Annotated in this window: 19 protein-coding genes; 4 read left to right on the forward strand and 15 right to left on the reverse strand. The window is 40.2% G+C overall.

Annotation, left to right across the window (positions count from 1 at the left end; translation table 11 throughout):
• Positions 1-85 precede the first annotated feature (85 nt).
• The 4 genes from ABYI63_RS02245 to ABYI63_RS02260 all read left to right on the forward strand — a co-directional run bounded on the left by ABYI63_RS02245 (position 86) and on the right by ABYI63_RS02260 (position 5,340).
• Positions 86-1,177, forward strand: coding sequence for a GDP-L-fucose synthase family protein (locus ABYI63_RS02245; protein ID WP_372752983.1), 1,092 nt, complete (start codon positions 86-88; stop codon positions 1,175-1,177).
• A gap of 413 nt (positions 1,178-1,590) precedes the next feature.
• A complete protein-coding gene (locus ABYI63_RS02250) occupies positions 1,591-2,094 on the forward strand; it encodes a T9SS type A sorting domain-containing protein (RefSeq protein WP_372752985.1) in 504 nt (167 codons plus the stop codon).
• Between the two features lie 4 nt (positions 2,095-2,098).
• A complete protein-coding gene (locus ABYI63_RS02255; protein WP_372752987.1) occupies positions 2,099-2,827 on the forward strand; it encodes a hypothetical protein in 729 nt (242 codons plus the stop codon).
• A complete protein-coding gene (locus tag ABYI63_RS02260; RefSeq protein WP_372752989.1) occupies positions 2,824-5,340 on the forward strand; it encodes a fibronectin type III domain-containing protein in 2,517 nt (838 codons plus the stop codon). Before ABYI63_RS02255 ends, ABYI63_RS02260 begins: the two co-directional genes overlap by 4 nt.
• 669 nt (positions 5,341-6,009) lie before the next feature.
• Here the strand turns inward: ABYI63_RS02260 and ABYI63_RS02265 are convergent.
• The 15 genes from ABYI63_RS02265 to ABYI63_RS02335 all read right to left on the reverse strand — a co-directional run bounded on the left by ABYI63_RS02265 (position 6,010) and on the right by ABYI63_RS02335 (position 21,138).
• Entirely contained in the window at positions 6,010-7,257 is a 1,248-nt protein-coding gene (locus tag ABYI63_RS02265; protein ID WP_372752991.1) for a WcaI family glycosyltransferase, read from the reverse strand.
• A 143-nt stretch (positions 7,258-7,400) separates the two neighbouring features.
• Complete coding sequence (locus ABYI63_RS02270; protein ID WP_372752993.1) at positions 7,401-7,898, reverse strand: VanZ family protein; 498 nt, start codon at positions 7,896-7,898, stop codon at positions 7,401-7,403.
• On the reverse strand, positions 7,870-8,445 hold the full coding sequence (locus ABYI63_RS02275; protein WP_372752995.1) for a WcaF family extracellular polysaccharide biosynthesis acetyltransferase: 576 nt from the start codon (positions 8,443-8,445) through the stop codon (positions 7,870-7,872). Before ABYI63_RS02275 ends, ABYI63_RS02270 begins: the two co-directional genes overlap by 29 nt.
• Positions 8,446-8,459: 14 nt before the next feature.
• Entirely contained in the window at positions 8,460-9,662 is a 1,203-nt protein-coding gene (locus ABYI63_RS02280) for a glycosyltransferase (protein WP_372752997.1), read from the reverse strand.
• A 77-nt stretch (positions 9,663-9,739) separates the two neighbouring features.
• Positions 9,740-10,270: an acyltransferase gene (locus ABYI63_RS02285; RefSeq protein WP_372752999.1), complete on the reverse strand. Its 531-nt coding sequence runs from the start codon at positions 10,268-10,270 to the stop codon at positions 9,740-9,742.
• A 142-nt stretch (positions 10,271-10,412) separates the two neighbouring features.
• The gene (locus ABYI63_RS02290) at positions 10,413-11,543 is read right to left on the reverse strand and encodes a glycosyltransferase family 4 protein (RefSeq protein ID WP_372753001.1); all 1,131 of its coding nucleotides are present in this window, start codon (positions 11,541-11,543) and stop codon (positions 10,413-10,415) included.
• Positions 11,544-11,669: 126 nt separating this feature from the next.
• A complete protein-coding gene (locus tag ABYI63_RS02295) occupies positions 11,670-12,980 on the reverse strand; it encodes a hypothetical protein (protein ID WP_372753003.1) in 1,311 nt (436 codons plus the stop codon).
• On the reverse strand, positions 12,981-14,210 hold the full coding sequence (locus ABYI63_RS02300; RefSeq protein ID WP_372753005.1) for a glycosyltransferase family 4 protein: 1,230 nt from the start codon (positions 14,208-14,210) through the stop codon (positions 12,981-12,983).
• A gap of 40 nt (positions 14,211-14,250) precedes the next feature.
• Entirely contained in the window at positions 14,251-15,393 is a 1,143-nt protein-coding gene (locus tag ABYI63_RS02305) for a hypothetical protein (protein WP_372753007.1), read from the reverse strand.
• A 50-nt stretch (positions 15,394-15,443) separates the two neighbouring features.
• Positions 15,444-16,352 carry a glycosyltransferase family 2 protein gene (locus ABYI63_RS02310; RefSeq protein ID WP_372753009.1) on the reverse strand — a complete coding sequence of 303 codons (909 nt, stop codon included), beginning with the start codon at positions 16,350-16,352 and terminating at the stop codon, positions 15,444-15,446.
• A 22-nt stretch (positions 16,353-16,374) separates the two neighbouring features.
• Complete coding sequence (locus tag ABYI63_RS02315; RefSeq protein ID WP_372753011.1) at positions 16,375-17,322, reverse strand: glycosyltransferase family 2 protein; 948 nt, start codon at positions 17,320-17,322, stop codon at positions 16,375-16,377.
• A 215-nt stretch (positions 17,323-17,537) separates the two neighbouring features.
• A complete protein-coding gene (locus ABYI63_RS02320; RefSeq protein ID WP_372753013.1) occupies positions 17,538-17,936 on the reverse strand; it encodes a DapH/DapD/GlmU-related protein in 399 nt (132 codons plus the stop codon).
• 155 nt (positions 17,937-18,091) lie between these two features.
• On the reverse strand, positions 18,092-19,273 hold the full coding sequence (locus tag ABYI63_RS02325) for a glycosyltransferase family 4 protein (RefSeq protein ID WP_372753015.1): 1,182 nt from the start codon (positions 19,271-19,273) through the stop codon (positions 18,092-18,094).
• Positions 19,274-19,357: 84 nt separating this feature from the next.
• Positions 19,358-20,182, reverse strand: coding sequence for a glycosyltransferase family 32 protein (locus ABYI63_RS02330; protein WP_372753017.1), 825 nt, complete (start codon positions 20,180-20,182; stop codon positions 19,358-19,360).
• Positions 20,182-21,138, reverse strand: a complete 957-nt coding sequence (locus tag ABYI63_RS02335; RefSeq protein ID WP_372753019.1) for a glycosyltransferase family 2 protein — start codon at positions 21,136-21,138, stop codon at positions 20,182-20,184. The genes ABYI63_RS02330 and ABYI63_RS02335 overlap by 1 nt, the downstream gene beginning before the upstream one ends.
• Positions 21,139-21,281: the final 143 nt, after the last annotated feature.

Below are 21,281 nucleotides of genomic sequence, written 5' to 3' on the forward strand. Positions count from 1 at the left end.
ATGTTGAATCGTTTAATCGTTTAATTGTTGAATTGTTTAATTGGTTCATTGGTTAACTGAGTAACGTTTCAAGTTAATAAAGCACATGGAAAAACATTCCAAAATATATATAGCTGGTCACCGTGGTTTGGTAGGCAGTGCCATATTAAAAAATCTAAAAGCCAAAGGCTATAGTCAATTTATAACGCGTACCCATAAGGAACTGGATTTAAAAGACAGTATGGCCGTGGCGGCTTTTTTTGCCAGTGAAAAACCCGATTATGTGTTTTTAGCAGCAGCTAAGGTGGGTGGTATTGTAGCCAATAATACCTATCGTGCGGATTTTATTTATGAAAATCTCATGATACAAAACAACGTGATCCACCAAAGTTATCTGCATGGTGTAAAAAAGTTGCTGTTTTTAGGTAGCACCTGTATTTATCCTAAAAACTGTCCGCAACCCATGAAAGAGGATTACTTGCTAACCGACGTTTTAGAATATACCAATGAGCCCTATGCCATTGCGAAAATAGCCGGTATTAAAATGTGTGAGAGTTATAATATCCAGTATGGCACCAATTTTATTTCGGTGATGCCCACTAATTTATACGGTCCTCATGATAATTTTGATTTAGAGAAATCGCATGTGTTGCCTGCCCTTATCAGAAAAATGCATTTAGGCAAGGCGTTGGAACTGAACGCTTGGGATGTAATCCGTAAAGATTTAAACCACATGCCTATTGAAAGCATTACTGGCAGTGCCTCTGAAGAGCGCATTCTTAGCATCCTTAACAGCTATGGTATTAGCAAAAGTGGTGATGGCATCCAACTGGAAGTTTGGGGCACCGGCACCCCGATGCGTGAATTTTTGTGGAGTGAAGACATGGCAGATGCCTGTGTGTTTATAATGGAAAACCGCAATTTTAAAGAGTGTTATTCCGAAAACACCGCCGAGATACGCAATACACACATCAACATTGGCACCGGCATCGATATATCTATTAAAGATTTAGCCTATTTAATTAAAGACAGCATCGGTTTCAAAGGAAGCCTTTACTTTAATGCTAGCAAGCCAGACGGTACCATGAAAAAATTAACCGACCCATCCAAATTACATGGTTTGGGCTGGAAGCATCAAATCGATTTACAAACCGGTATAAAAAAAGTATATGAGTGGTATTGCAAGGAACGTACTTGATTTTAACAAGAACATCCATTTAAAAACACGAAAGGACTAACGAAATACGAGTATTTCGTTAGTCCTTTGGCTTTATAAATAATCGACAAAAAGATCAAAATAACGATAAAATTAAAAATTATGGCTTTTCAAACATCCAAAACCAAAACACAAACGTACATGGAGGTAATTATCCATTTTTTAACAATTTTAACAACCAAAGTAAGTTGGTACCCAAAAAATATATTGCATTTCATCGAAAATAAAAGATTTTAATCGTTTATTTTTTAATATTTACATATTTTTGGTAGGAAAATAAAATCAAAACAAAGCCCCATTACCCTGTGAAGTCTCTATTATTCAAAATTAACACGCTGCTCTTCATTTCAATGTTATTTTTTTCATTTGAAAGTACGAGTCAAACCCAGCCCTTAATGGCCTCTTTAAATGCTTCTGCTGGTCTGGCTACCGGAAGTTCGGGGTCTATAACGTATTCCATAGGTCAGGTGTTTTATACCTATGAAGCCGATACAGCACATCAACTGCAACAAGGCATACAGCATGCTGACATTATAAAGGCGCCTGAAGAGGACCCAATCCAACCCGAGGATCCGATCATTCCTGATGAAAATACCATCCCGGAAGATAGCGATTCAGGCGAAGCGGTAGACGTGATCACTGAAACACCTGTGCTAAACGTTTTGGTGTATCCGAATCCGGCCAGCGACTTTATTACCATTGCCACGAAAGGCATGTTGTTTGGAAACCAGAGCCACAGCTATCAGCTTTTTAATTTTCAAGGCCAATTAGTAATGCAAAATAACATCCACCAGGATCACACAACCATTCCATTAAACAATTTAGCTACCTCTATTTATATCCTGCGGGTATATGTTAATGAGCAACTTTACAAAACATTTAAAATATTAAAAAAATAATCGCATGAAACACCTATGTACCCTAATACTACTTGTAGCCGTGACTTTTAGTATGTCTGCACAAACCCCAGAAAAAATAAGTTATCAAGCCATCATCAGAGCGAGTGACAATACCCTGGTTACAGACAGCAATGTGAGTTTAAGAATCCTGATCCGCCAAGGCAGTATAACTGGCAACACGATTTATCAAGAAACCCATAGCCTTAAAACCAATGCCAGCGGCCTTGTGAGTTTAATTATAGGTAATGGCACCCCGTCTATAGGCACATTTAGCACCATCAGTTGGGCGCAAAGTACGTATTTTGTAGAAACACAGGTAGATGTTACAGGCGGCGCGAATTATAGCGTTATTGGTGCCAGCCAGTTATTAAGTGTGCCTTACGCCCTGCATGCCAAAACCGCCACAAGCATCACCGGCCCAAACCCTTATAAAGCAGCGATTATTGCTTTAACCAGTTCCAGAACCGTAACGAGTTCCGATATAAACAATACCATTGCCTGTACCAGCAATGCCACACTAACGCTACCCTCCAACTTTACTTCCATGGCCATTGGGGATACCATCAACCTGGAAGCACACAACGGTGCCACCTTAAGCATTCAGGCAGCCACCGGGGTAAGCCTGAATTACACAGCGGCCGGCAGTGGGCAGTATGTGAGTGCTGCAGGTAATGTGCGTTTTGGATTGCTAAGAAAAACAGGCACTAATGCTTATATAATTTCAGGACAATGAAACAAGTACTGCTATTTTTTTTGTTGTTAACAGGTACCGTAGTCTCGCAAAACTACCACTATGCCCTTGAGGAAAAACAACCAGAAGCTACCGAACCCCAAGCCCCTTTGGCTCCTATCGAACTCATTGCCAGCGACATTACCGCAACAACCGTAACACTCAGCTGGACCAAGGCTGCCGATTCCATTGGTATTGCCAGCTATAACATCTATTCTAATGGGGCCTTGCTTGCAGCTACTACTTCGGGAAGTCCCTATGTGTTAACAGGACTCACGGCGGAGACCACTTATAACATGACTGTTCGCGCCGTAAATGCTGCCAATAATGAATCGCCCGATAGTAATGTGGCAACCTTTACAACCTTAGCAGGAGGTTCTAATTTAGCCAATGAAGACGCCTATTTTGACTGCTATTTACTACCTATTGCACAGAAAAACGAGCTACAACAAGCCTTAAACACCTATGGTTGTGTACGGCTAGAGGCAGGTGATTATGGTTGGAGTAATGCCCCAATAACCATAACCAGTAATCAAAAACTATATGGTAACACCTTAATAAGCAGAACACCTACAATTATAGTTGCAGCAGGAAGCACTAATGTAGAGATACACAATATAAACACAGGCTATGGCAACCCTATAGGCATAACATTAGAAGCAGGCGAACCCATTACAAACTGTAAATTTCAAGGTATTGATTTTTCAAGAATTAATGCTACAGGTGCAAAGATTGAAAACTGTGAATTCATAGCAAATAGAAATGTGCAAATTATTTGGGATATGAGCGCTTCGGGTTATTTTAGAAATAATAAATTTATAAAACAGACTTGCCAAAATAACCAAGCTTTTGCTTATGCCCAAAATGACATGAAAGGAAATGATATAACGCCTAGTTATGGCAATGTGTTTGTTTGGACAAATTATTTAACCGCTAGTTATGTTGGCGCAAAAATTGATAATGTTGACGATATAACGTTTATAGGATTAGATGCCGAGTCTTGGAATTGGGCAGACGCAGTGGTGCCAAAAGGCATAGCGAATGTGAATTTAACAAATATTGGACGCATAAGAATACAAAGTTTTCAAGGTGCTGCAAAAGATATTGTTAATGATGTACCTGCGTATAACCTGACTGGTGATAAAATTTTCACAAACGGTATGAGTGTTGGAAGCGCAAGTAATACGACTAACATTATAGAAGGTAACTCTATTAATGTTTCTGGTGGTGGTTCTAATAATTTTACAAGAACAGGAGTGGGTATAGATTTAAGGTCATATTTTGGGAATCAAACAACCTCGCTAAACGGCACTACTGTTACATCGCCTATTACAAATCAAGCGGATATAGATAGTATTAAATCGATTTTATTACCACCCCAATATACTCCCTGGGATAGACCAACACGGGTAAATTTACCAAACCCAACAGGTTCTAATTGGAGAGCCGAAAGGGTAGGAAAACCAGATAGCCATGCTTATATTCAGAATTTAGTAGATAATAACCAAAACACTTATTTACAAGAAGGTATTTATTATATTAGCGAACCTATAAGAATAGGAATAAGCAAATCACTTGTAGGAGCAGGAACAGGCAAAACAGCCATTGTTGCTTTAACCGACGATTTCCCGGTATTAAAATTAACCGATAATCCAAACGGATTAACAACTGCAAGTGGTAATTTTTTATCTGGCTTAACAATACAAGGTGGTAGCGATGGTATTTTATTTACAAGTGACGTTGACCCCGATGCGCCAACCTATCCAGGGTATATTAATTACGCAGGTGGTGTATATAGAAATATTGTTTTAAGGGATAATAAAAAAGGTATACGTACTTATAATATTTACAGTTTAGACAATAACTTTTTTGAAAACATATACTTTATAAATAACGACATAGGTATTCATCAAGAGCCTTTGTATGAAGCTAGTGGAAAAACAAGCCAATGGCAAACACCCTTTTCTAATTTTATAGATAAGGTTGTTTTTTATAAATGTGAATTTATTAATAATAAATTAGGCATGTATTTTAATACGGATAGAGCTAATAACTTAAACTCCTTTATTAATTGCATTTTTGACGGCTGTACAGCTATTTCAGATATGAGAAACCAAAATAATACCATTATGGTAAATTCTGATGTTAAAAATTCTGTAAGTACCCAGCCGCTTACCCTAAGGACTGCGAATTTCTCGTACTACGCTTGTAATTTTGAGAATAATAATGTGCCTTATTTATTTGGACAGGGTGCTACATTTGCCGATTGTAATTTATTAGATGAAAAACCGTTATTTTCATCATCAGGAGCATCTATACTTAATGCCACTAATTCAAAAATATTAGGAACTGTTCCTAACAAGGACGGTGGTGTAATGCTAATTAACACTAGTATCCCTAATGAGCCTACTTACAATAAACTATTTGCGGTAAAAGGCTATATGACGCCGCTTACTGTCGTTATAGACGAAACGCCAGACCCAAACCCGTATCCACAATTATTAGTAACCCATTAACACGTTCTTAAGGGCTCCGTTTCTTAAAAAAACATTATTTAGGATTTAACAATCTTTTTAATTTTAGCAAAAAACAAAATGCCCGTAAGTAACCTTACGGGCATTTTTTATGTTATGATTTGGTGATTTTATTAATCCTAGTATAAAGTAATAGTTGAGGTCTTCCTTTCTTTTTGGCGACTCTTCTAAAGAGGCTGTTTTGTTAATAGCCGGAGCTCAAACCAGTGTTGTTTTTAATTAAAATGGAATCAAATTCGTTCCAATCATTGAAAGATTACTTCTAAACTCCGCTGCCATACCACAATCAAAACTACATATATTTTGATCTTCGGTAAATTTTAAAGGGAGACAGGTTGTTTTTTTTGGGTTCCCTTTAGCTTTTTCACAACGATGGACGAAGTAGCCTATTCCATTGAAATTAAATGGTATTGACTAATTTATATCAAGAGATTGCTTTGCTACCGCGCGCAATGACGGTACTTTTAATGGCTACGTCACTGCGAGGGACGAAGCAGTCTGTTTATTGAGTATTTAATTACACCTCGTCATTGCGAAGAAGCATGACGAAGTAATCTGTTTATTGGGAGGTATGCGTTTCAAGAGATTGCTTTGCTGCCGCGCGCAATGACGGCATTTTTATGGTTTTGTTACATTATAAACTACGCCATACTACCCCTCCAACACCTGCTCCTGGAAGTTACTCATGATGGTATCTATATCCAGATAGGTTTCGGCATACTGCCGTGCATTTTGGCGGGTATTCTCATGGCTTCCAACCTTTAAGGCAGCTTCCAAACCTGTATTTAAGGCTTCCTGACTTTCGGCATCCACCAACAGGCCCATATCGTATTTCTTTACTAAGGCATACAAGCCGGAGTCGCTGTTAGCTGTAATGAGTGCCAACCCACCCACCGATAAGATGGTGGTTAATTTGGATGGCATCACCAAATCGCTGGCCTTGGCTTTTTGAATGACCAGATGTACATCGGCCATGTTTAAAAAGGCATTAAACTGCTCCATGGGTTGTAAGGGGAAAAACAAGACGTTTTCCAGCTTTAAACCATTGGCCAGGTCTTGTAATTTTTCTTTATAAGGGCCCGTTCCGCAAATCACGAACTTGACCTGTGGCTGTGCTTTAAAGGTCTCGGCGGCATATATAATGGCTTCCAAACCTTGTTTTTCACCAATGGCCCCCGAATATAACACCACCTGATCGTTCGGCTGCAATCCAAATTGTGACTTTAAAGCACTGCGGTCTGCCATTGGTTTAAAAGATTTGGTGTCGGACCAATTGGGAAATAAATAGACCTCCTTGCCTGCTTTGGAAGCTACCTTGGCAACCATCGCCTCTGAAATGGTACTAATCACATCTGTTTTTTTGAAAATAAACCGTTCCACCCCATACAAGGCATCCAACACCCTTTTGGACCTAATCATGTTCAAATCCTGCGCCGCCTCAATTTGCATGTCCTGAATGTGATACACCGTTTTAGATCCTTTAAACAATTTGTACACATAACCTAATACCCCAAATTGAAAGGAAGGCACCACCGTAATGACCGTATGGCATTTTTTCTTAAATAATAACAGCACCAATTGTAAAAACGCCGACACCATAAACGAGACATCCAACAACATGCGTTTTTTTCCAGAAGGCGCTGCGGGCACATACATGGGGCAGCGGTAGGTGGAAATGCTGCCGCCCGAAGGAAAGGTATTGACTTCTTTCATGTACCCAAAGCGTTTCTTATCATAAGGTGCTTGTACCTTCCAATAGGGATAATAGGGATAGGTGGTTAGCACGACACACTCATGCCCCTGCCTCGCCAGCCAATCCATCATCTCGCCACTATACTTGCCGATTCCTGTTGGTTCCGGAGCAAAGTTATAGCCGATGAGTAGGATGCGTTGTTTCATTGTTCTTTTTTTGTTTAATTGTTGAATTGTTGAATTGTTTAAGTGTTTAAGTGTTTAAGTGTTTAAGTGAGAAACTGCTGTATTTATTGTTGATTAACAATTAATGATGAACTCCATATGACCTTATACCTATGCACAGCGCACTACCTACAACACCCTTTTCGTTTCCGCTTGATATAGCATTTCACTTCTTTTAGAAAAAAAACAACCTGTAACCCCAGTGCGGCACCTGCTGAACCCCAAAAGATATCTCGGATGTCGAAGCGACGCATCGGCCGGAAGTGTTGACCAAGTTCCGCCAGCAATACCAAAAAACTTAAAAACAGCCAGGCTGCATACCACCAGCGGATGCGTTTCTTTTCATAATTAAGATAAATCCCAGCCATGGCCCCCAATGCTACTAAAGGCACCGCTGTGCGGATGGCACTAAACCGATAACTATCTACCCAACTGGAAATCCATGAGGGCATAAATGGCATATCCGCAATCGCCGGACTGCTTACCCAGCTTAGGTATAATACCAACAACATTCCAATACTAATGATGACATAAAAAAAGACACGCATACGACCGTTTTTAATTATTATAGAAAATATATATTCAAGGTTTTTATCATGAATCAGACCAACGCGGTTTCTCAAAGGCTGCTGCTGTTATGTGGCATACCAAATTAGGAGCTACAGATCTTGTTAGCACAGAGCCAACAGTAACCACCGTATCCTGACCCACGCGCACATCTGGCCCCACAAAAACCCCTGCGCCAATCCAACAGCCCGCCTCTAAATAAATGGGGCCATTGCGATAAGGCATCGTGGGATCTTTATAATTATGGTTACCCCCACATAAAAAAGCGCGCTGCGAGATACAGACATTGTCCTGTACCACAACCGACTCAAAATTAAGAATAAAAACCTCTTCTCCAATCCATACATCATTTCCAATGGTTAATTTCCATGGAAAATGGATATTCACTCTGGGTTTGATCACCACACCGCTGCCCACTCGGGCACCAAACCAGCGTAAGAGCTTTATTTTTAAGGCATTTGGATAGGGTAAGGCCGATAAAAAAAACACGACCTTGATCATATACCATAAGCCTTCCTTTAGTTTACTGGCACCCCGGTTTAAACCTTGTGCCGCATTAAAATCCTTGAGTCTTACCTTACTTTCAACTGTATTTGTATTCATAACCTATGTATTGCCTAAACGTCTTTTTGTGATGTTATCGCAGCGAATAGCTTGGCAGTTGCCGGCCCTACGGCAAAATACTGCTCAAAACACGCCCGGGCGTTGCTTGCCATGGCGGCGCGTTCAGACGCTGGCATTTGTATAAATCCGTGTAACATGCTATGGGTTCCTGCTTCGGTATCTGCATCCACCATACCCCCGCCGGCCTGTGCAATTTCGGTCCAAATATTTACCTGATTCGAAATAAGTACCGGCTTACTACAGGCCAGGGCTTCAACCACGGCGATGCCAAAATTTTCTTGATGACTTGGGAGTATAAAGGCTTCGCAGCCATAAAAACCACCCCACTTCGCCTTGCCTTTCAACATGCCCGGAAAATAGACCTGATCCTTTAAAAGGCTGTTTTGATTTAGCATATCGCCTATTTTTTTACCATAAGGTGTTTCCAAACCGGGTCCTGCGATCACCAATTTAGGACAGGTTTCGATACCAGCACCGGAAGCAGACCGCGCGTTTAAGAGGCGTGCATAGGCTTGTAATAACAGATCGACGCCTTTTTTTTCATGAATGCGACTTAAAAATAAGATATAGGGGCTGCCTTGCAGTTCCGGACATTTTGTTTGAAAGGCGGTAGTCATAGCTGGGGTATAGGCCGGCGGTGCTTCTACCCCCAAACCTACAACGAGTTCGCGCTTCGGTTGGTAAGGTTTGAAAGGCACGCGTGCCAAATCGCGTTCGGCCGCGCAGGTAAATAACAAGCCGTTAGCGCTATTCACCACCTGTTTTTCAATCAGTGCCCAATACAACACATTCCGGATGGCCTTTAACTGTCGGCCGGCCGCCCTTTGAAAATAGGGATCTAACATGCCATGTGGCATCACAAACAGTCTGGGTGCTGATTTAAGTTTTGCAAGGGTTTTATAAACGGCATACGAAGGGTATTGCCAAAGCCCGTGCACTAGGATCACATCAAAAGCCGTCGCATGTTCCTGTAACCAAGGCAGTAAGCGTTTGCTATAGCACCATGGATTTTCGGCAGGCCCCAAGGCATGAATGCTTAAGGCGTCGGTTGCTAAAAAGGAGGCGTCTTTGGGGTCGAGACTCACGATGTTGTTAGTAACGCCAAGGGCTAACAAGCCAGTGGCAATGGTTCTAACAGCCTGACATACCCCCCCCTGTTCGGGATCCATTCTATCTATAACATGTAATACCTTCATTCACGTGATATTTTTTAATATTATTAAATCTTGCTTAACCTATTTTATCCAAAATCTATTTAAGTGCTATTGTCTGGTTAATAAACAAACCCTTCCGTACGGCTAAAATACTGCGCAGATGTATCTATATTTTTTACAGGTTTTGCTGGGACGCCTCCATATAAAACCCACTCATCGTCAAATTTTTTATTAAGTAACGCTTTCGCTCCCAAAACGGAATAATTAGGTAACACAGCACCGCCTAATACGACCACATTGGTACTGATAAAGGTATAATTGCCAATATGGATTGGAGTACTATGTTGTTTATTTCCGTATACATCTATGGAGTGCGTTAAAAACTGGGAACTATAGCCCGCAACCGTTGAAAAAGCACCGATGTGAATACGGTTGGTACAATCTAAATGATGATTTTTGGTAATGGCTGCGTTTTCACCCACATATAGTTTGGATTGGCGGTTTTCTTGATGTTTGAAATGCTTTGAGTCTGTTTTGGTTGAATACCCTGTAATCCAGTTACTTCGGCCTATAGTTGCCTTTGACTTTAGTTCCATCATGTCTAAATTGACCGCAACATTTAAATGCCCGATATAGGAGTCGGCTTCCATGATTAATTGATCTGGAAAAATCCATGACAACCCAATCTTCGCCGTTGGATGTATCTTATATCCGTAAAATGTAATAAGTAGTCGCCGTCTTATAAACCATGGAAAACAACAAGTAAGTAATTTAAAAATCATTTTTTAGCTTTTATAGTTGATGTAAATCAAGGTAATCTCCAATCATTTTTTCTACACCAAAACGTTTTATATTTTGAAAACCTGCATCGATAATTTCAAGTCGTTTATCTTTATTTTGTAGACTTAATAAGGCTTCAGCAAAAGCACTTGTATCTTCGGGGTGCACATGTATAGCGGCGCCACCACTTACCTCAGGCATTGGATTTAAACTACTTGCAATTACTGGTGTGCCACATGCCTGCGCCTCAATCACAGGCCATCCAAAGCCCTCTGATAACGACGGAAACACAAACGCCTGACAACTACTATAAAGCGCAACAAGCTGTTTATGACTTGGATTCACGATGGATATAACACGGTCTTCCAAACTTAAGTCCTTAATCAAATGCTTTAAATCGGGGTCGAGGGCTTCCCCTGCAAAACAAATCATCCCCCTCCATGCATCGCCCAAATGCTTGACCATGAGCAGGAGTTGCTTTCGGTTTTTTCGTTCTAAGGCAGAGCCCACATGTAAAACAAATGCTTCTTTAAAATCAATCCCAAAATCTTTCAACAGTAGCATACTCTCCGCTTTTGATAAAGGGCTAAACGGCGCATTAAATGCATTATGAATAACCACCCATTTTTTCGTATCACTTGAGGCTTCGCTGCTTAATTCTTTTAATTGATTGAGGGTAAATTGAGACACCGCGGCCAGCAATTCTGCTCGACTCAAATATTTCAAAATCCATCGCTGCAAGACTTTCCCCATGCCTGAAGCAGGACAATAAGCATCGGCATACCCAAAGGCACCCCGAATGGCCAGCACATCATGGCAGGTAATGCCTGTGCTATGTTTAGGAAGATAAGCCAGGTAGGGTGCATTTGAATGATCACAGATATGAAACCTAGCTTGTCTATTTGTTTCTTTTAATAATCGAAATTTTAGAATTACAGGAAATAACAGCCATTTATCAATGTAACCCATCCATTTACCCAATCCAGAGGTCGTTTTCTCAAACAGTTGACCAAAACATATAACGGGTAACCATATTTCCGTGTCAATACCTTTCTTCTTAAAACCTTCCTTAAGCATGACGGTAAAACGTTTCATACTTTCTTGTTTATCTAAGGGATAATTACCTATTAATATAATTTTCATCAGCAGTAAATTCTAAATATGTTTGCGGTAAACTTATAATAATCACTTTTAAATATCAAGTGACTCATTTTATATTGTAATGAGGCTATGCTAGCATTTTTTTATGTGTTAATGTTTTGAAGATTTCTAATCCTCATTTAAAGCAGCCAACACCAGACCGCCTATCAGGGTGCTAAACCCGAGGGCTGTAGGTTGTGCCCATTGCCCTTGCGGTATCACGATTAAGGCAAAACTTAATAAAATCCAGGGTAAAAAATCACCTGCCTTCATGCTTTTAAAACTTTCCAGACTTAGCTTTAAGGCAAATGCCAAGCGTATAAAAATGGCTAATATCCCCAGCAAGGGGCCCATTTCCCCGATAAGCCGCCCCCATTCTTCTTCCGCAATTAAAAAGGTGCGTTCCCCCGTAAGCATCTGACTCCCCGCGTTGGTTCCCATCCCGATGCCGTAGCCAAAGAAGGGTTTCTCGGCACTGTTTGAAATGGCTTCCACTAAGCCTCCCAAATAACGGTCTACCAATGTGCCTTCTAAGCCGCCTTCCGCTTCACTAGCACCTTCAAAGCGTGCAGTAAAGGCCTCTGTGGAAGTTTGAAAAAATTCGAACTGGCTTAATCCCAGCAACAGGATAACCAAGACCACAAAGACCCCCATGATTTTATTAAAATAGGTCCTGTTCGTGGACGCAGCTACGGTTGTAAAGCCCATGGTAATGATGATGGAAAACAGCAAGGTGCGACTGATGGAAATGGGGATGGAAGCCAATAGTGCCAAGGTGGCCGCTATTAAAACGATGCGGTTGATTTTGGTTTTACTAATCCAGAAAAAAAACACAAAACAGGCCACCAAACTAAAAAACATGGTGTTGCCGTTGGTAAAGGAAAAGGTGCCTGGTGGGCGAAAAAAGCCCATAGCCCCAGCAAACCCAGCGCCTTCCATATCGCCCCCCACACCGCGGTTCACCCAGGCCGATTGCGGGCTGTAAAACTGCAAGGCCGTTAAAATGATCATAGGAATGGCGATGACTAAAAGCACCCGCCCCATGTTAATCACATCGTCGCGCTGCATGAGGGCGCCCATAACAAACATGAGAGGGAAATGAAATAACAGAATACGGGCACCATAAAGGGCGACAAAGAGACTACCATGCCCCAGCACCAGGGCCGTAATCACAGCAAACAGCCCTACAAAGGTCATGCCCAGCAGCAGCCAGCTGTGCGGCATCAGGTGGTGTTTCCAGGTTTTATAAATAAGCCAGATGGCAATGGGATCGCGTACCAATAAAAGCGGCGTTGCCAAAAAGGGTAAAAACCACTTACGCAGGGCGCCCTCGAAAATTAATAATAAAAAATAGGCCCAAATGCCTTTTTTTAATAACCGAATCGTCGCTTCCGCTTTATCTTGTTGCCTATTATGGGCTGCTATTAGTTTATTTGTCATTTAACCGCGTTGTATGGCCTCGGCCAGTTCTTTACCGTAAACACTCCAGGGGCGTTGCCTTGCCGTTTCGATGGCAGCCTTTCCCGCATCTATAATTTTTTGTGGGTTGGCAATTAAAGTTTCCAGACATGCCTGTAAGGCCAGGGTAGATCCTGCCTCCACCAGCCAGCCGTTGGTATCGTGTTCTATGATGTCGGGGCCTGCCGTTCGGTCGGTGGTTATTACAGGGGTACCCTGTGACATGGCCTCGGTAATTACCAGACCAAAGCCTTCAAACAGCGATGGAAAAAGTAAAACATCGTGCGCCTGCATTTGTTTTAACACTTCACTATGAGGTAAGCTGGGAATCCAATGGTGTTTTGCCAGGGCTTTATTCAGGGGTTCGCAGGCTTCGGTACTCTTATGCCCTATCACGGTAAGCTGCACATGCGGCAGTAAGCTATCTACGGCTGCAAACATGTTCGCCAGACCTTTACGTTGGGATAAGCCCCCGACGAATAATAATTTAATGGGGCTTGCGATGCGATAGGCTCTTTTAGCGACGGGTTTTGGAAATCCATAGGGAATCACCTCGATGGGCGCTAAGGTACCGGGATAGTCTTTTAAGGTTTTTGCGGTAAAACTACTGGCTACTAAAATACGGTCGGCCAAGGCCAGTTCGGTATCTTTGCGTTGTAGTTTGGCTTCGGAATCATCAAAACCGTGTAAGGTCGCTTTCCATTCGGGCCATAAGTCAATTTCCTGTTGTAATAAGCGGCGCGCGGCGCGCCAATAGCCGATAGGGAGATCGTAAAGGCATTGCATCCCCAGTTGTTTTGCCGCTGTAAAGGACTGAAAGGCGCCGTCTTCATAGCCATACACCGCATCCAGCCCCTGTTTTGAAGCTTGTTTGAGATGGCTTGCTACCTGCTTATCCAGGTGTTGATATACCGCATCGACCGAAAACAGGCCGGTTTCATGTCGCACTAAGGATTTTAGGCCCAATCGCGCACTTAATAATCTAGAAAGTTCCATACAGGGTGCCGTCTTGGTATAGGGCTTTAACACCTCTTCAAACTGGCGGCGTGATAATTCTTTTAGAGGTTTGAAATGGCTTAACCGATCCCATATATCGCCTTCAAACACAGCCACAGAGGTTTGAAACTGGTATAATAAATTGGCATTGTATAGCCCTTTAATAACAGCGCGACTGTTTTGATTACTCGTAGGATGACTTATGATTATTTTCATATTATAATAAGGTAAAAATGAAACAATATGCTTCTTATTTTCACTTGTAAATTTTATTGTTTTTCAAATCTTTAACAAACTGGTTTGATACTTCGTTTAAACCTTTACTATTGGAATGACAAGACCTCTTTTCCATTAATTTTGAAAGATTACCAAAGCTGTAATGTAGAAAATCGTCATCCAATTTTATATGAATACCATCCCTAGGCTTGGTTTCTTCGGCCACGATTAGTATGGGTAAGTTATGTTCTCGCATAGCCGCAACCGTACCGCTTTTTTCTAATACAAACACGGGGTTTGTTGTAATTCCAAAGGTTGCCTCTTGCAAAACGAAAGACACCTCTTGACTACTCAACTCTCCTAATACAGACACATTAATCTTTCTTTTTTTAAATTCTTGAACCCATTGCTCCTTTTCATTACCTGATTTGCCCACCAAAACCAAACTGCAGTCCATTCCGGTTTCGTTGTTATAATATTTCACTATTTCATCAGCGAATTCAGTAATAGGCGCTTTGGGATGTATCGTACCGAACATTACAAATTTTTGAGTCTTTGTAATACCAACTTCTTCCGTTCTTTCCATTTTAACATAAGGAATATTGCTAAATATGGGTAAATAAATTGGGTTTAAATTAAGTTTATCTAATTCATTCAAATAAAACCTAGTATGTGTATGAATCGATTGGAAGGAAATAGAAGTCATTAACGATTTAACAAGTAGTTTTTGAATAGTTCCAATACATCGAAATTTTAAAGAATCCTGCTCTCTAAGTCCCAGCCACAACTCATGAAACATGATGTGCCACTTCACCTGAGGCGTGGCTAGCGCTTTAAGTTGTGCTGCCAAACCAAAAGGCAGCCCTTTGTAATGAAAGGAATAAGGCACAAATTGCAGGCTGATCCATTCGGGATTAAATTGGGAAACCCATTGCTTTGCATAGGCAGTCTGCTTCGCCTTGGCCCATAGCGATGGAATTCGTAATACGGGTATGGTGACGCCATCGGCATCCTGTTCTGCTTCCTGAGCTTCGTTGCTATAATAATCGTTTAGGGCGAGTGCCGCCACGGAAGCGCCCTGCCTAATTAATGCGCAACCCAAGCGCCGGGTATAATCGCCCACACCGTCTTTCCCAGGTTCTAAACTGCCACAAATAAATAGAATTTTGATCTTGTTATGCATTACTTGGGTGTTATTATTGGCTATTGTTTATTGTTTGTTAAGTTGTTCACTTATTTTAATAAAAGCATGAAAAAGCGTTTAATACCCCCTACCGTCAGGATGTTTTTTCGGTGCCAGGGGTCGAAATACAGGGTCCACGCTTCCTTTTTATTTTTTAGATGGATTGCCTGCATACACGCCATAGCCGATTGGGTTACCATCCATTTATTTATTAAAGCCTTCGACGATTGTGGCACGTCCGTTGCTTTAGCCAATTGATAGGCTGTTAAAGCAGCATCGTTATCTGTTCCTGTAGTTACCGATTGAGCACTGAGGCGATAATAGGCGGTATAGGTGTTTACAAAATGGATTTTATAACTGTTGATGCCAAGGCGCAGTGCAAACTCAAAATCGCAGGCATCTTTAGCCCCTTCACTGTAACCATGTGCTTTGGCAATATGACTTTTAAGCATATAACAATCATTTGGGAATTGCTGAAGCAGCCCTGCCTCAATGGGTTTTAGCTGATGCGTTTCATAATATGCCGTTCTGTAGCAACCTTTGTTACGCGCTTCAGACTTCTTTATATCCAGTGTACCATCATCGTTGATGATGTATTGTTTTCCAAACACAATATCAATGGCGGGGTCTTTTTCTAAAACCGACTTGAATACGGCAAGGGTTTCTTTATGCAACAAATCGTCATCATGTAATAACACAATATACTCACCTTGTGCCATATCGAACAATTGATTCACATTTTTTACTTGCCTCAAACCCGGTTTGTTTCTTTTATATCGTATAGCAACCTCAAGAGGTTTAGCCTGTAATTCTTTTACCATTGCTTCCGTGTCGTCGGTAGTTGAATCGTCACTGATCACGATTTCAAAGGGTTTATAGGTTTGCGTCAAACAACTATCAATGGCCTGTTTAAGATATTCTAACCTATTGAAAGTAGGAATACCTATCGTTACTTGCATATTGAATATAAAATTTAGTGCATTATTTTGATGTAGTGAACCCATTTTTAAATAAGCCTAGAACTAATAAAAATAATGATTTGTAATATCCTTTGGTCCAAATAAAATTTGTATGATATTTACTAAAAAAAATTCTAAACGCATCTTTTGTTTTGTTTAAAAATAGTGCTTGCCTAATAGCTAACTGTGTTTTTCTTTTTAAGGCTAACTTCTGGATGGGACTATATTTAGGCTCTAAATTTAGACGCTCCAACATAAGATAGGCCTTGAATGCTGAATCGTCTGAATTCTGACTCATAGAAACCTCTGATAAGCGGTAAAGTGCTAGATATTTATTTACGAAATACATTTTTGGTTCAGCTAGACCGATTCGAATACTCCAATCCATTTCAGTGCCATTACCAGTATCCCCTATCTCGCTTGTTTTGCGCCATGGAACACGTCTTGCTAATGCTGTATCCATCATGAACCCATTATTCGGAAACTGCTGTATAAGGCCTGCTTCTATTGGGGATAATTTAGAACCTTCATAGGCTGCTGATCTAAAATACGCCTCATTTAATTGAGGTGATTTGTCATACTTGATTTCTCCAGAGTCTGACATTAAATATTGTTTACCATAAACAACTTCAATCGAAGGATCTTCCTTACATATTCTGACCATAGTCTCAATAGCCTCGGGTAAAAGAAGGTCATCATCATGCAATAACACCACTTTGTCACCTTGTGCATGATTAAATAGAAAATTGGTGTTTTCAGTTTGTTTTAACGAAGGTGTATGATGATGATACGACATCATCACATCTTGACTAATTTGTAAAGACGCCATCATTTCTTCTGTTTTGTCATCATTAGAGTCATCCCCTATAATGATCTCATATGGCAATAATGTTTGACTTAAACAAGAGTCAATAGCCTGTTTTAGAAAATCTGGTCGGTTATAGGTTGGAATACACACCGTTACTTTCATAATACTTATATTTAAATGATGGTATCATGCCTGATAATTAAAAGATTTCGCCTTTAATAACGAAGGCATGATTTATATAGTTTACATTTTATTTTAATTATACTTAATAATAGAGGTAATGGTTCTCACAAAATTTTCTGCATCTAATTCATTCCGTTTTGACTACTATTATACATACGTTTTGATACCTTTTTTAGATGCCATTAATTATTTTTTTATTGCAATAAGCGTTTATAAGTAGGCGTATAGGTTAATACGCGTTGTCGTTCTTTAACAAATTTGGCTGGGATGCCTGCCACTACATGATACGGCGGAACATCCTTGGTAACGATGCTGCCTGCGGCAACGACAGCCCCTTTGCCGATAGTAACCCCCGGCATGATCATGGCACGGGTACCCACCCAAACATAGTCTGCGATGGTAACGCCACGTACTCTGCCTTGAAAATTAGGAGCGTCCATATCATGATCGGCCGTTAGAATCGTTACATCTGAGGAGATGGAAACATTATCGCCTATATGGATACCGCCTCGATTATCTAAGCGGCAACGGGCATTCACAGCAGAATTTTCTCCCATACTTAATCCGTTTTTAAAATCGAATTGACAGCGCATTAAAAAGGTACTGTTCTTACCCATCACAAAGCCCATCATGTTTTTGTAATACCAATTCCGGAACCCATGACTTGGCACAATAGCAATGACATTGTTGCATAGATAAAGCTTCAGTTCAAACAAAAAATTTCTTAGTTTCTTCATGTCCAATGCTGTTAAACCTCCCTTAAATCCTTCAGTTTCTCTTTGTACAATGAAATAAATTCAGATGCTATTCTACTCATTAAAAAATCTTTGGCCCTTTGTTTGCATTTCTTGGAGAGCTCTTGATATGCGTCATCGGGCATATTTAAAATTTCGATTACTTTTTCTGAAAATTTTTCTTTATCCCCTGGTGCTATCAATAAGGTCGGATCAAGGTCTGAAAGGATATCCTTGGGCCCCGGTACCTTATAAGCTACTACAGGAATCCCACAGGCCAATTGCTCGACGATGGCTAAACCAAATCCTTCGATGTAACTTGGAAACATCCCAACCTTGGTATTATTTAATAATTGTGGAAGCTCCATGGCTTTATATCTTGGAATGATATGAAGTAATGTTCTGTTTTCCGTCTGGAAAAAAGATGCTACTTTCTGTGGGTCTTCAACCCCTCCCAATAGTTTTAGTTCCTCAATCGGAGCTGCTGATTTAACCTGATTTACAATCGCATTTAAATCTGTAATGCCTTTTCTTATGGTCCAAGAGGCTACAAATGAAATGACATTGGCCTTTGTATTCGTAGCACTTTCTCCAGCTTTTAAAATAAATTCATCTGAAATACCATTTGGTAAAACAAACATTTTCTCGGCAGAAATGCCCTTATGTAACAAAAAGGTATGCTCTTCAGCATTTAAACAATGTACCAAATCGGCATATTTTATCGAATCATAAAGTTCTTTATCTCCCGGCTTTTTTTGTAAGGATCGGTAGATATTTCCAAGGCGTGTTTTAAATTTTATTTTCTTTCCTTTAGCAAATTCGGTGAGAACAGTATTAAAGGGGTCCTTTTTCTCAAATTTTCGGTACAGTGGTTGTAAGCCATGCGATCGATAGACCAAAAGCCCCTTAAAATGAAAGCTTGCTTTTGGATAGGGAATACAATCAAAGTTAGCATCAATAACATCATAATCTTTAGCAATGTCTTTTAGTCGGTTAAAAATTTTTACCGTAAACAGTGGGCTTGTTATTTTTGAAATGGCACTTTGACCCTTTGGATATAAATCTTCAAAAGCTAAAACATCAACCCTGTGCCCCATGTTTTCAAAAGCAATTTTCAAATCAAAATGTACTTTAGACATGCCAAGCGTGTCCGTAAACGGGCTTTGAAGCACAAACAAAATTTTTAAATGATTCATTACTATGTTGTTATATAAAATTATCAAGCCACTTTAAATTAGTGATAGCTTGAAATTAATACTAGTTTCGTACCAAAATAAACATTAACGCACGTTGAGTATGCTTCCGATTTTTCGTAGACCCCTTACTAAAAAGCTAACATACGGGAATACTTTTGGATAGTTATTCCGGATGGTATACAATACCTGATCCACCCCCTTCTTTTCAGTCCAACTGCCATTAATCAAATGAGTTGCAAAAGATTTATCATCTAGATGTATTCCATTCCCCACTAAAACATTTGACGGCAGAATCAGCATATTTTCGCGTAAGATCTGTTTTTCATCGACATATTTATAACCATATTCTATGGCTACCTTACCTAATATGGCCCCTATGATGATTTCGTTGGTTTTTTTCATACTACCATCTGCATTCAAAAATGTCATGTTGTGGTACACTTCTAAACAATCTTTTATGAAAGGATGTTTGGATTTCGCTGCCATTATTGCTGATAGAATGCTAAAGCCATCTATGTCTTGTTCTTTATCTATGGGAAAAAACTCGTCATTCAATTTTTTAACGCCTTCGGTATAGAATAAACCAGGATGGCACTCGTGTGCACTAAAAAAATCATACTCAAACCAAGCCTCAGGAAATGGTTTTAGCACTTTAACATCGGTATCCATATAGAGGCCTCCTTCTTTATATAGGGCATAAAAACGGACATAATCCGCCACAAAAGCCCATTTTTTAGCTTGGTAGGCCTGCTTTACAAAAGGCACTGAATCCAAATCAAAATCTCTCTCAGACCAACAACTTATTTCAAAATCAGGTAAAAATTTCTCCCAAGTAGCAATGCATTGTTTGATAAAGGGTGACTTTTCGGCGCCTCCAAACCAGCAGTAATGTATTATTTTAGGTATCATTACAGATTATATTTATGGATTAATGTAAGGCTGTTTTTCCATCCCAGCACTTTTCTTAGTATGTTCAGTATTTTTCTGTCAGGTAGTTTTAAACGTAAATCATATTTTTTAAGAATCACATCCACGGAGCTAATCATATTAGTATGATGTATATAATTAGAATAAACAAAAAGTCCCATGTAGTTTTCACAAATGACTTTATGTGCCTTATCATTCTTGTATTGCAGAATGATACCAATAATGATATCATAGGTTATTAAAACCGACTCGATGGCGTTTGGTGTTAGGGCCGCACTGACCCCGGTTCCCGTTTGCCGCCAAACCACATAGGCATCGGTTACAGCTAATGCCTTATCAGCTATATTATAAACGCGAGCAAAATATTCACCATCCTGATTTTTTAAAATGGTTTCGTCCCAGCCACCCGAAAGCTTAACCAGTTCCCTTGGCATTAAATGGCATAAGGGACAATTAAAGCCGCCACCCTCCCATATAGCGATGAGCAAACCGATGGCAGGCTCATAATTCTGATCGATAACCCTTCTAGGCGCTACCATTTCGCCATTAGGAAACAACATTTTAAGCGGCGAAAAAACAACCGATCTATCCGTGCCCAGTGTTTGTAGCATGGCAACCTGCTTTTCTATCAAGTCATTGGAACAATAATCATCGGCGTCCATAAATTTGATATAAGTTCCAGATGCGTTTTCGAAGGCATGATTTCGGGCTGCATTAGCCCCTTTTTTGGGATTATGAAACAGCTTAACCTGCTCGCTTAAAAACGCATTCACGAGGTCCACCGAAGCATCTGTAGAGCCGTCATCCACAACAATAACCTCGATATGCTGGTAGGTTTGATCTTGAAGCTTTTGCAAGGTTTCCTCAATATAAAGCGCCGCATTATACATGGGAATACAAACGGACACTAGTGGCTGATATTTCTCTACGTCGATCATTGTTATTTAAATCGTCTTTTTAACTTCTAAAAAGATTGTATTTCGTTTAAATTTAATATTTCTTTAAGTACGAGCTACTGTATGCACTTATACGTTACCCTTTTGATTTTACTTTTCTGATTTCAATACTCAGCGTCTTCTGG

The organism is Mariniflexile sp. (assembly GCF_041583155.1).
GTDB lineage: Bacteria > Bacteroidota > Bacteroidia > Flavobacteriales > Flavobacteriaceae > Mariniflexile.

What these genes read in the sequence shown, in the direction of transcription:
- ABYI63_RS02245 (WP_372752983.1), top strand. Translation starts at nt 86, where the DNA reads ATGGAAAAACATTCCAAAATATATATAGCTGGTCACCGTGGTTTGGTA.
- ABYI63_RS02250 (WP_372752985.1), top strand. Translation starts at nt 1,591, where the DNA reads ATGGCCTCTTTAAATGCTTCTGCTGGTCTGGCTACCGGAAGTTCGGGG.
- ABYI63_RS02255 (WP_372752987.1), top strand. Translation starts at nt 2,099, where the DNA reads ATGAAACACCTATGTACCCTAATACTACTTGTAGCCGTGACTTTTAGT.
- ABYI63_RS02260 (WP_372752989.1), top strand. Translation starts at nt 2,824, where the DNA reads ATGAAACAAGTACTGCTATTTTTTTTGTTGTTAACAGGTACCGTAGTC.
- ABYI63_RS02265 (WP_372752991.1), bottom strand. Translation starts at nt 7,257, where the DNA reads ATGAAACAACGCATCCTACTCATCGGCTATAACTTTGCTCCGGAACCA.
- ABYI63_RS02275 (WP_372752995.1), bottom strand. Translation starts at nt 8,445, where the DNA reads ATGAATACAAATACAGTTGAAAGTAAGGTAAGACTCAAGGATTTTAAT.
- ABYI63_RS02280 (WP_372752997.1), bottom strand. Translation starts at nt 9,662, where the DNA reads ATGAAGGTATTACATGTTATAGATAGAATGGATCCCGAACAGGGGGGG.
- ABYI63_RS02285 (WP_372752999.1), bottom strand. Translation starts at nt 10,270, where the DNA reads ATGGAAGCCGACTCCTATATCGGGCATTTAAATGTTGCGGTCAATTTA.
- ABYI63_RS02290 (WP_372753001.1), bottom strand. Translation starts at nt 11,543, where the DNA reads ATGAAAATTATATTAATAGGTAATTATCCCTTAGATAAACAAGAAAGT.
- ABYI63_RS02295 (WP_372753003.1), bottom strand. Translation starts at nt 12,980, where the DNA reads ATGACAAATAAACTAATAGCAGCCCATAATAGGCAACAAGATAAAGCG.
- ABYI63_RS02300 (WP_372753005.1), bottom strand. Translation starts at nt 14,210, where the DNA reads ATGAAAATAATCATAAGTCATCCTACGAGTAATCAAAACAGTCGCGCT.
- ABYI63_RS02305 (WP_372753007.1), bottom strand. Translation starts at nt 15,393, where the DNA reads ATGCATAACAAGATCAAAATTCTATTTATTTGTGGCAGTTTAGAACCT.
- ABYI63_RS02310 (WP_372753009.1), bottom strand. Translation starts at nt 16,352, where the DNA reads ATGCAAGTAACGATAGGTATTCCTACTTTCAATAGGTTAGAATATCTT.
- ABYI63_RS02315 (WP_372753011.1), bottom strand. Translation starts at nt 17,322, where the DNA reads ATGAAAGTAACGGTGTGTATTCCAACCTATAACCGACCAGATTTTCTA.
- ABYI63_RS02320 (WP_372753013.1), bottom strand. Translation starts at nt 17,936, where the DNA reads ATGCGCTGTCAATTCGATTTTAAAAACGGATTAAGTATGGGAGAAAAT.
- ABYI63_RS02325 (WP_372753015.1), bottom strand. Translation starts at nt 19,273, where the DNA reads ATGAATCATTTAAAAATTTTGTTTGTGCTTCAAAGCCCGTTTACGGAC.
- ABYI63_RS02330 (WP_372753017.1), bottom strand. Translation starts at nt 20,182, where the DNA reads ATGATACCTAAAATAATACATTACTGCTGGTTTGGAGGCGCCGAAAAG.
- ABYI63_RS02335 (WP_372753019.1), bottom strand. Translation starts at nt 21,138, where the DNA reads ATGATCGACGTAGAGAAATATCAGCCACTAGTGTCCGTTTGTATTCCC.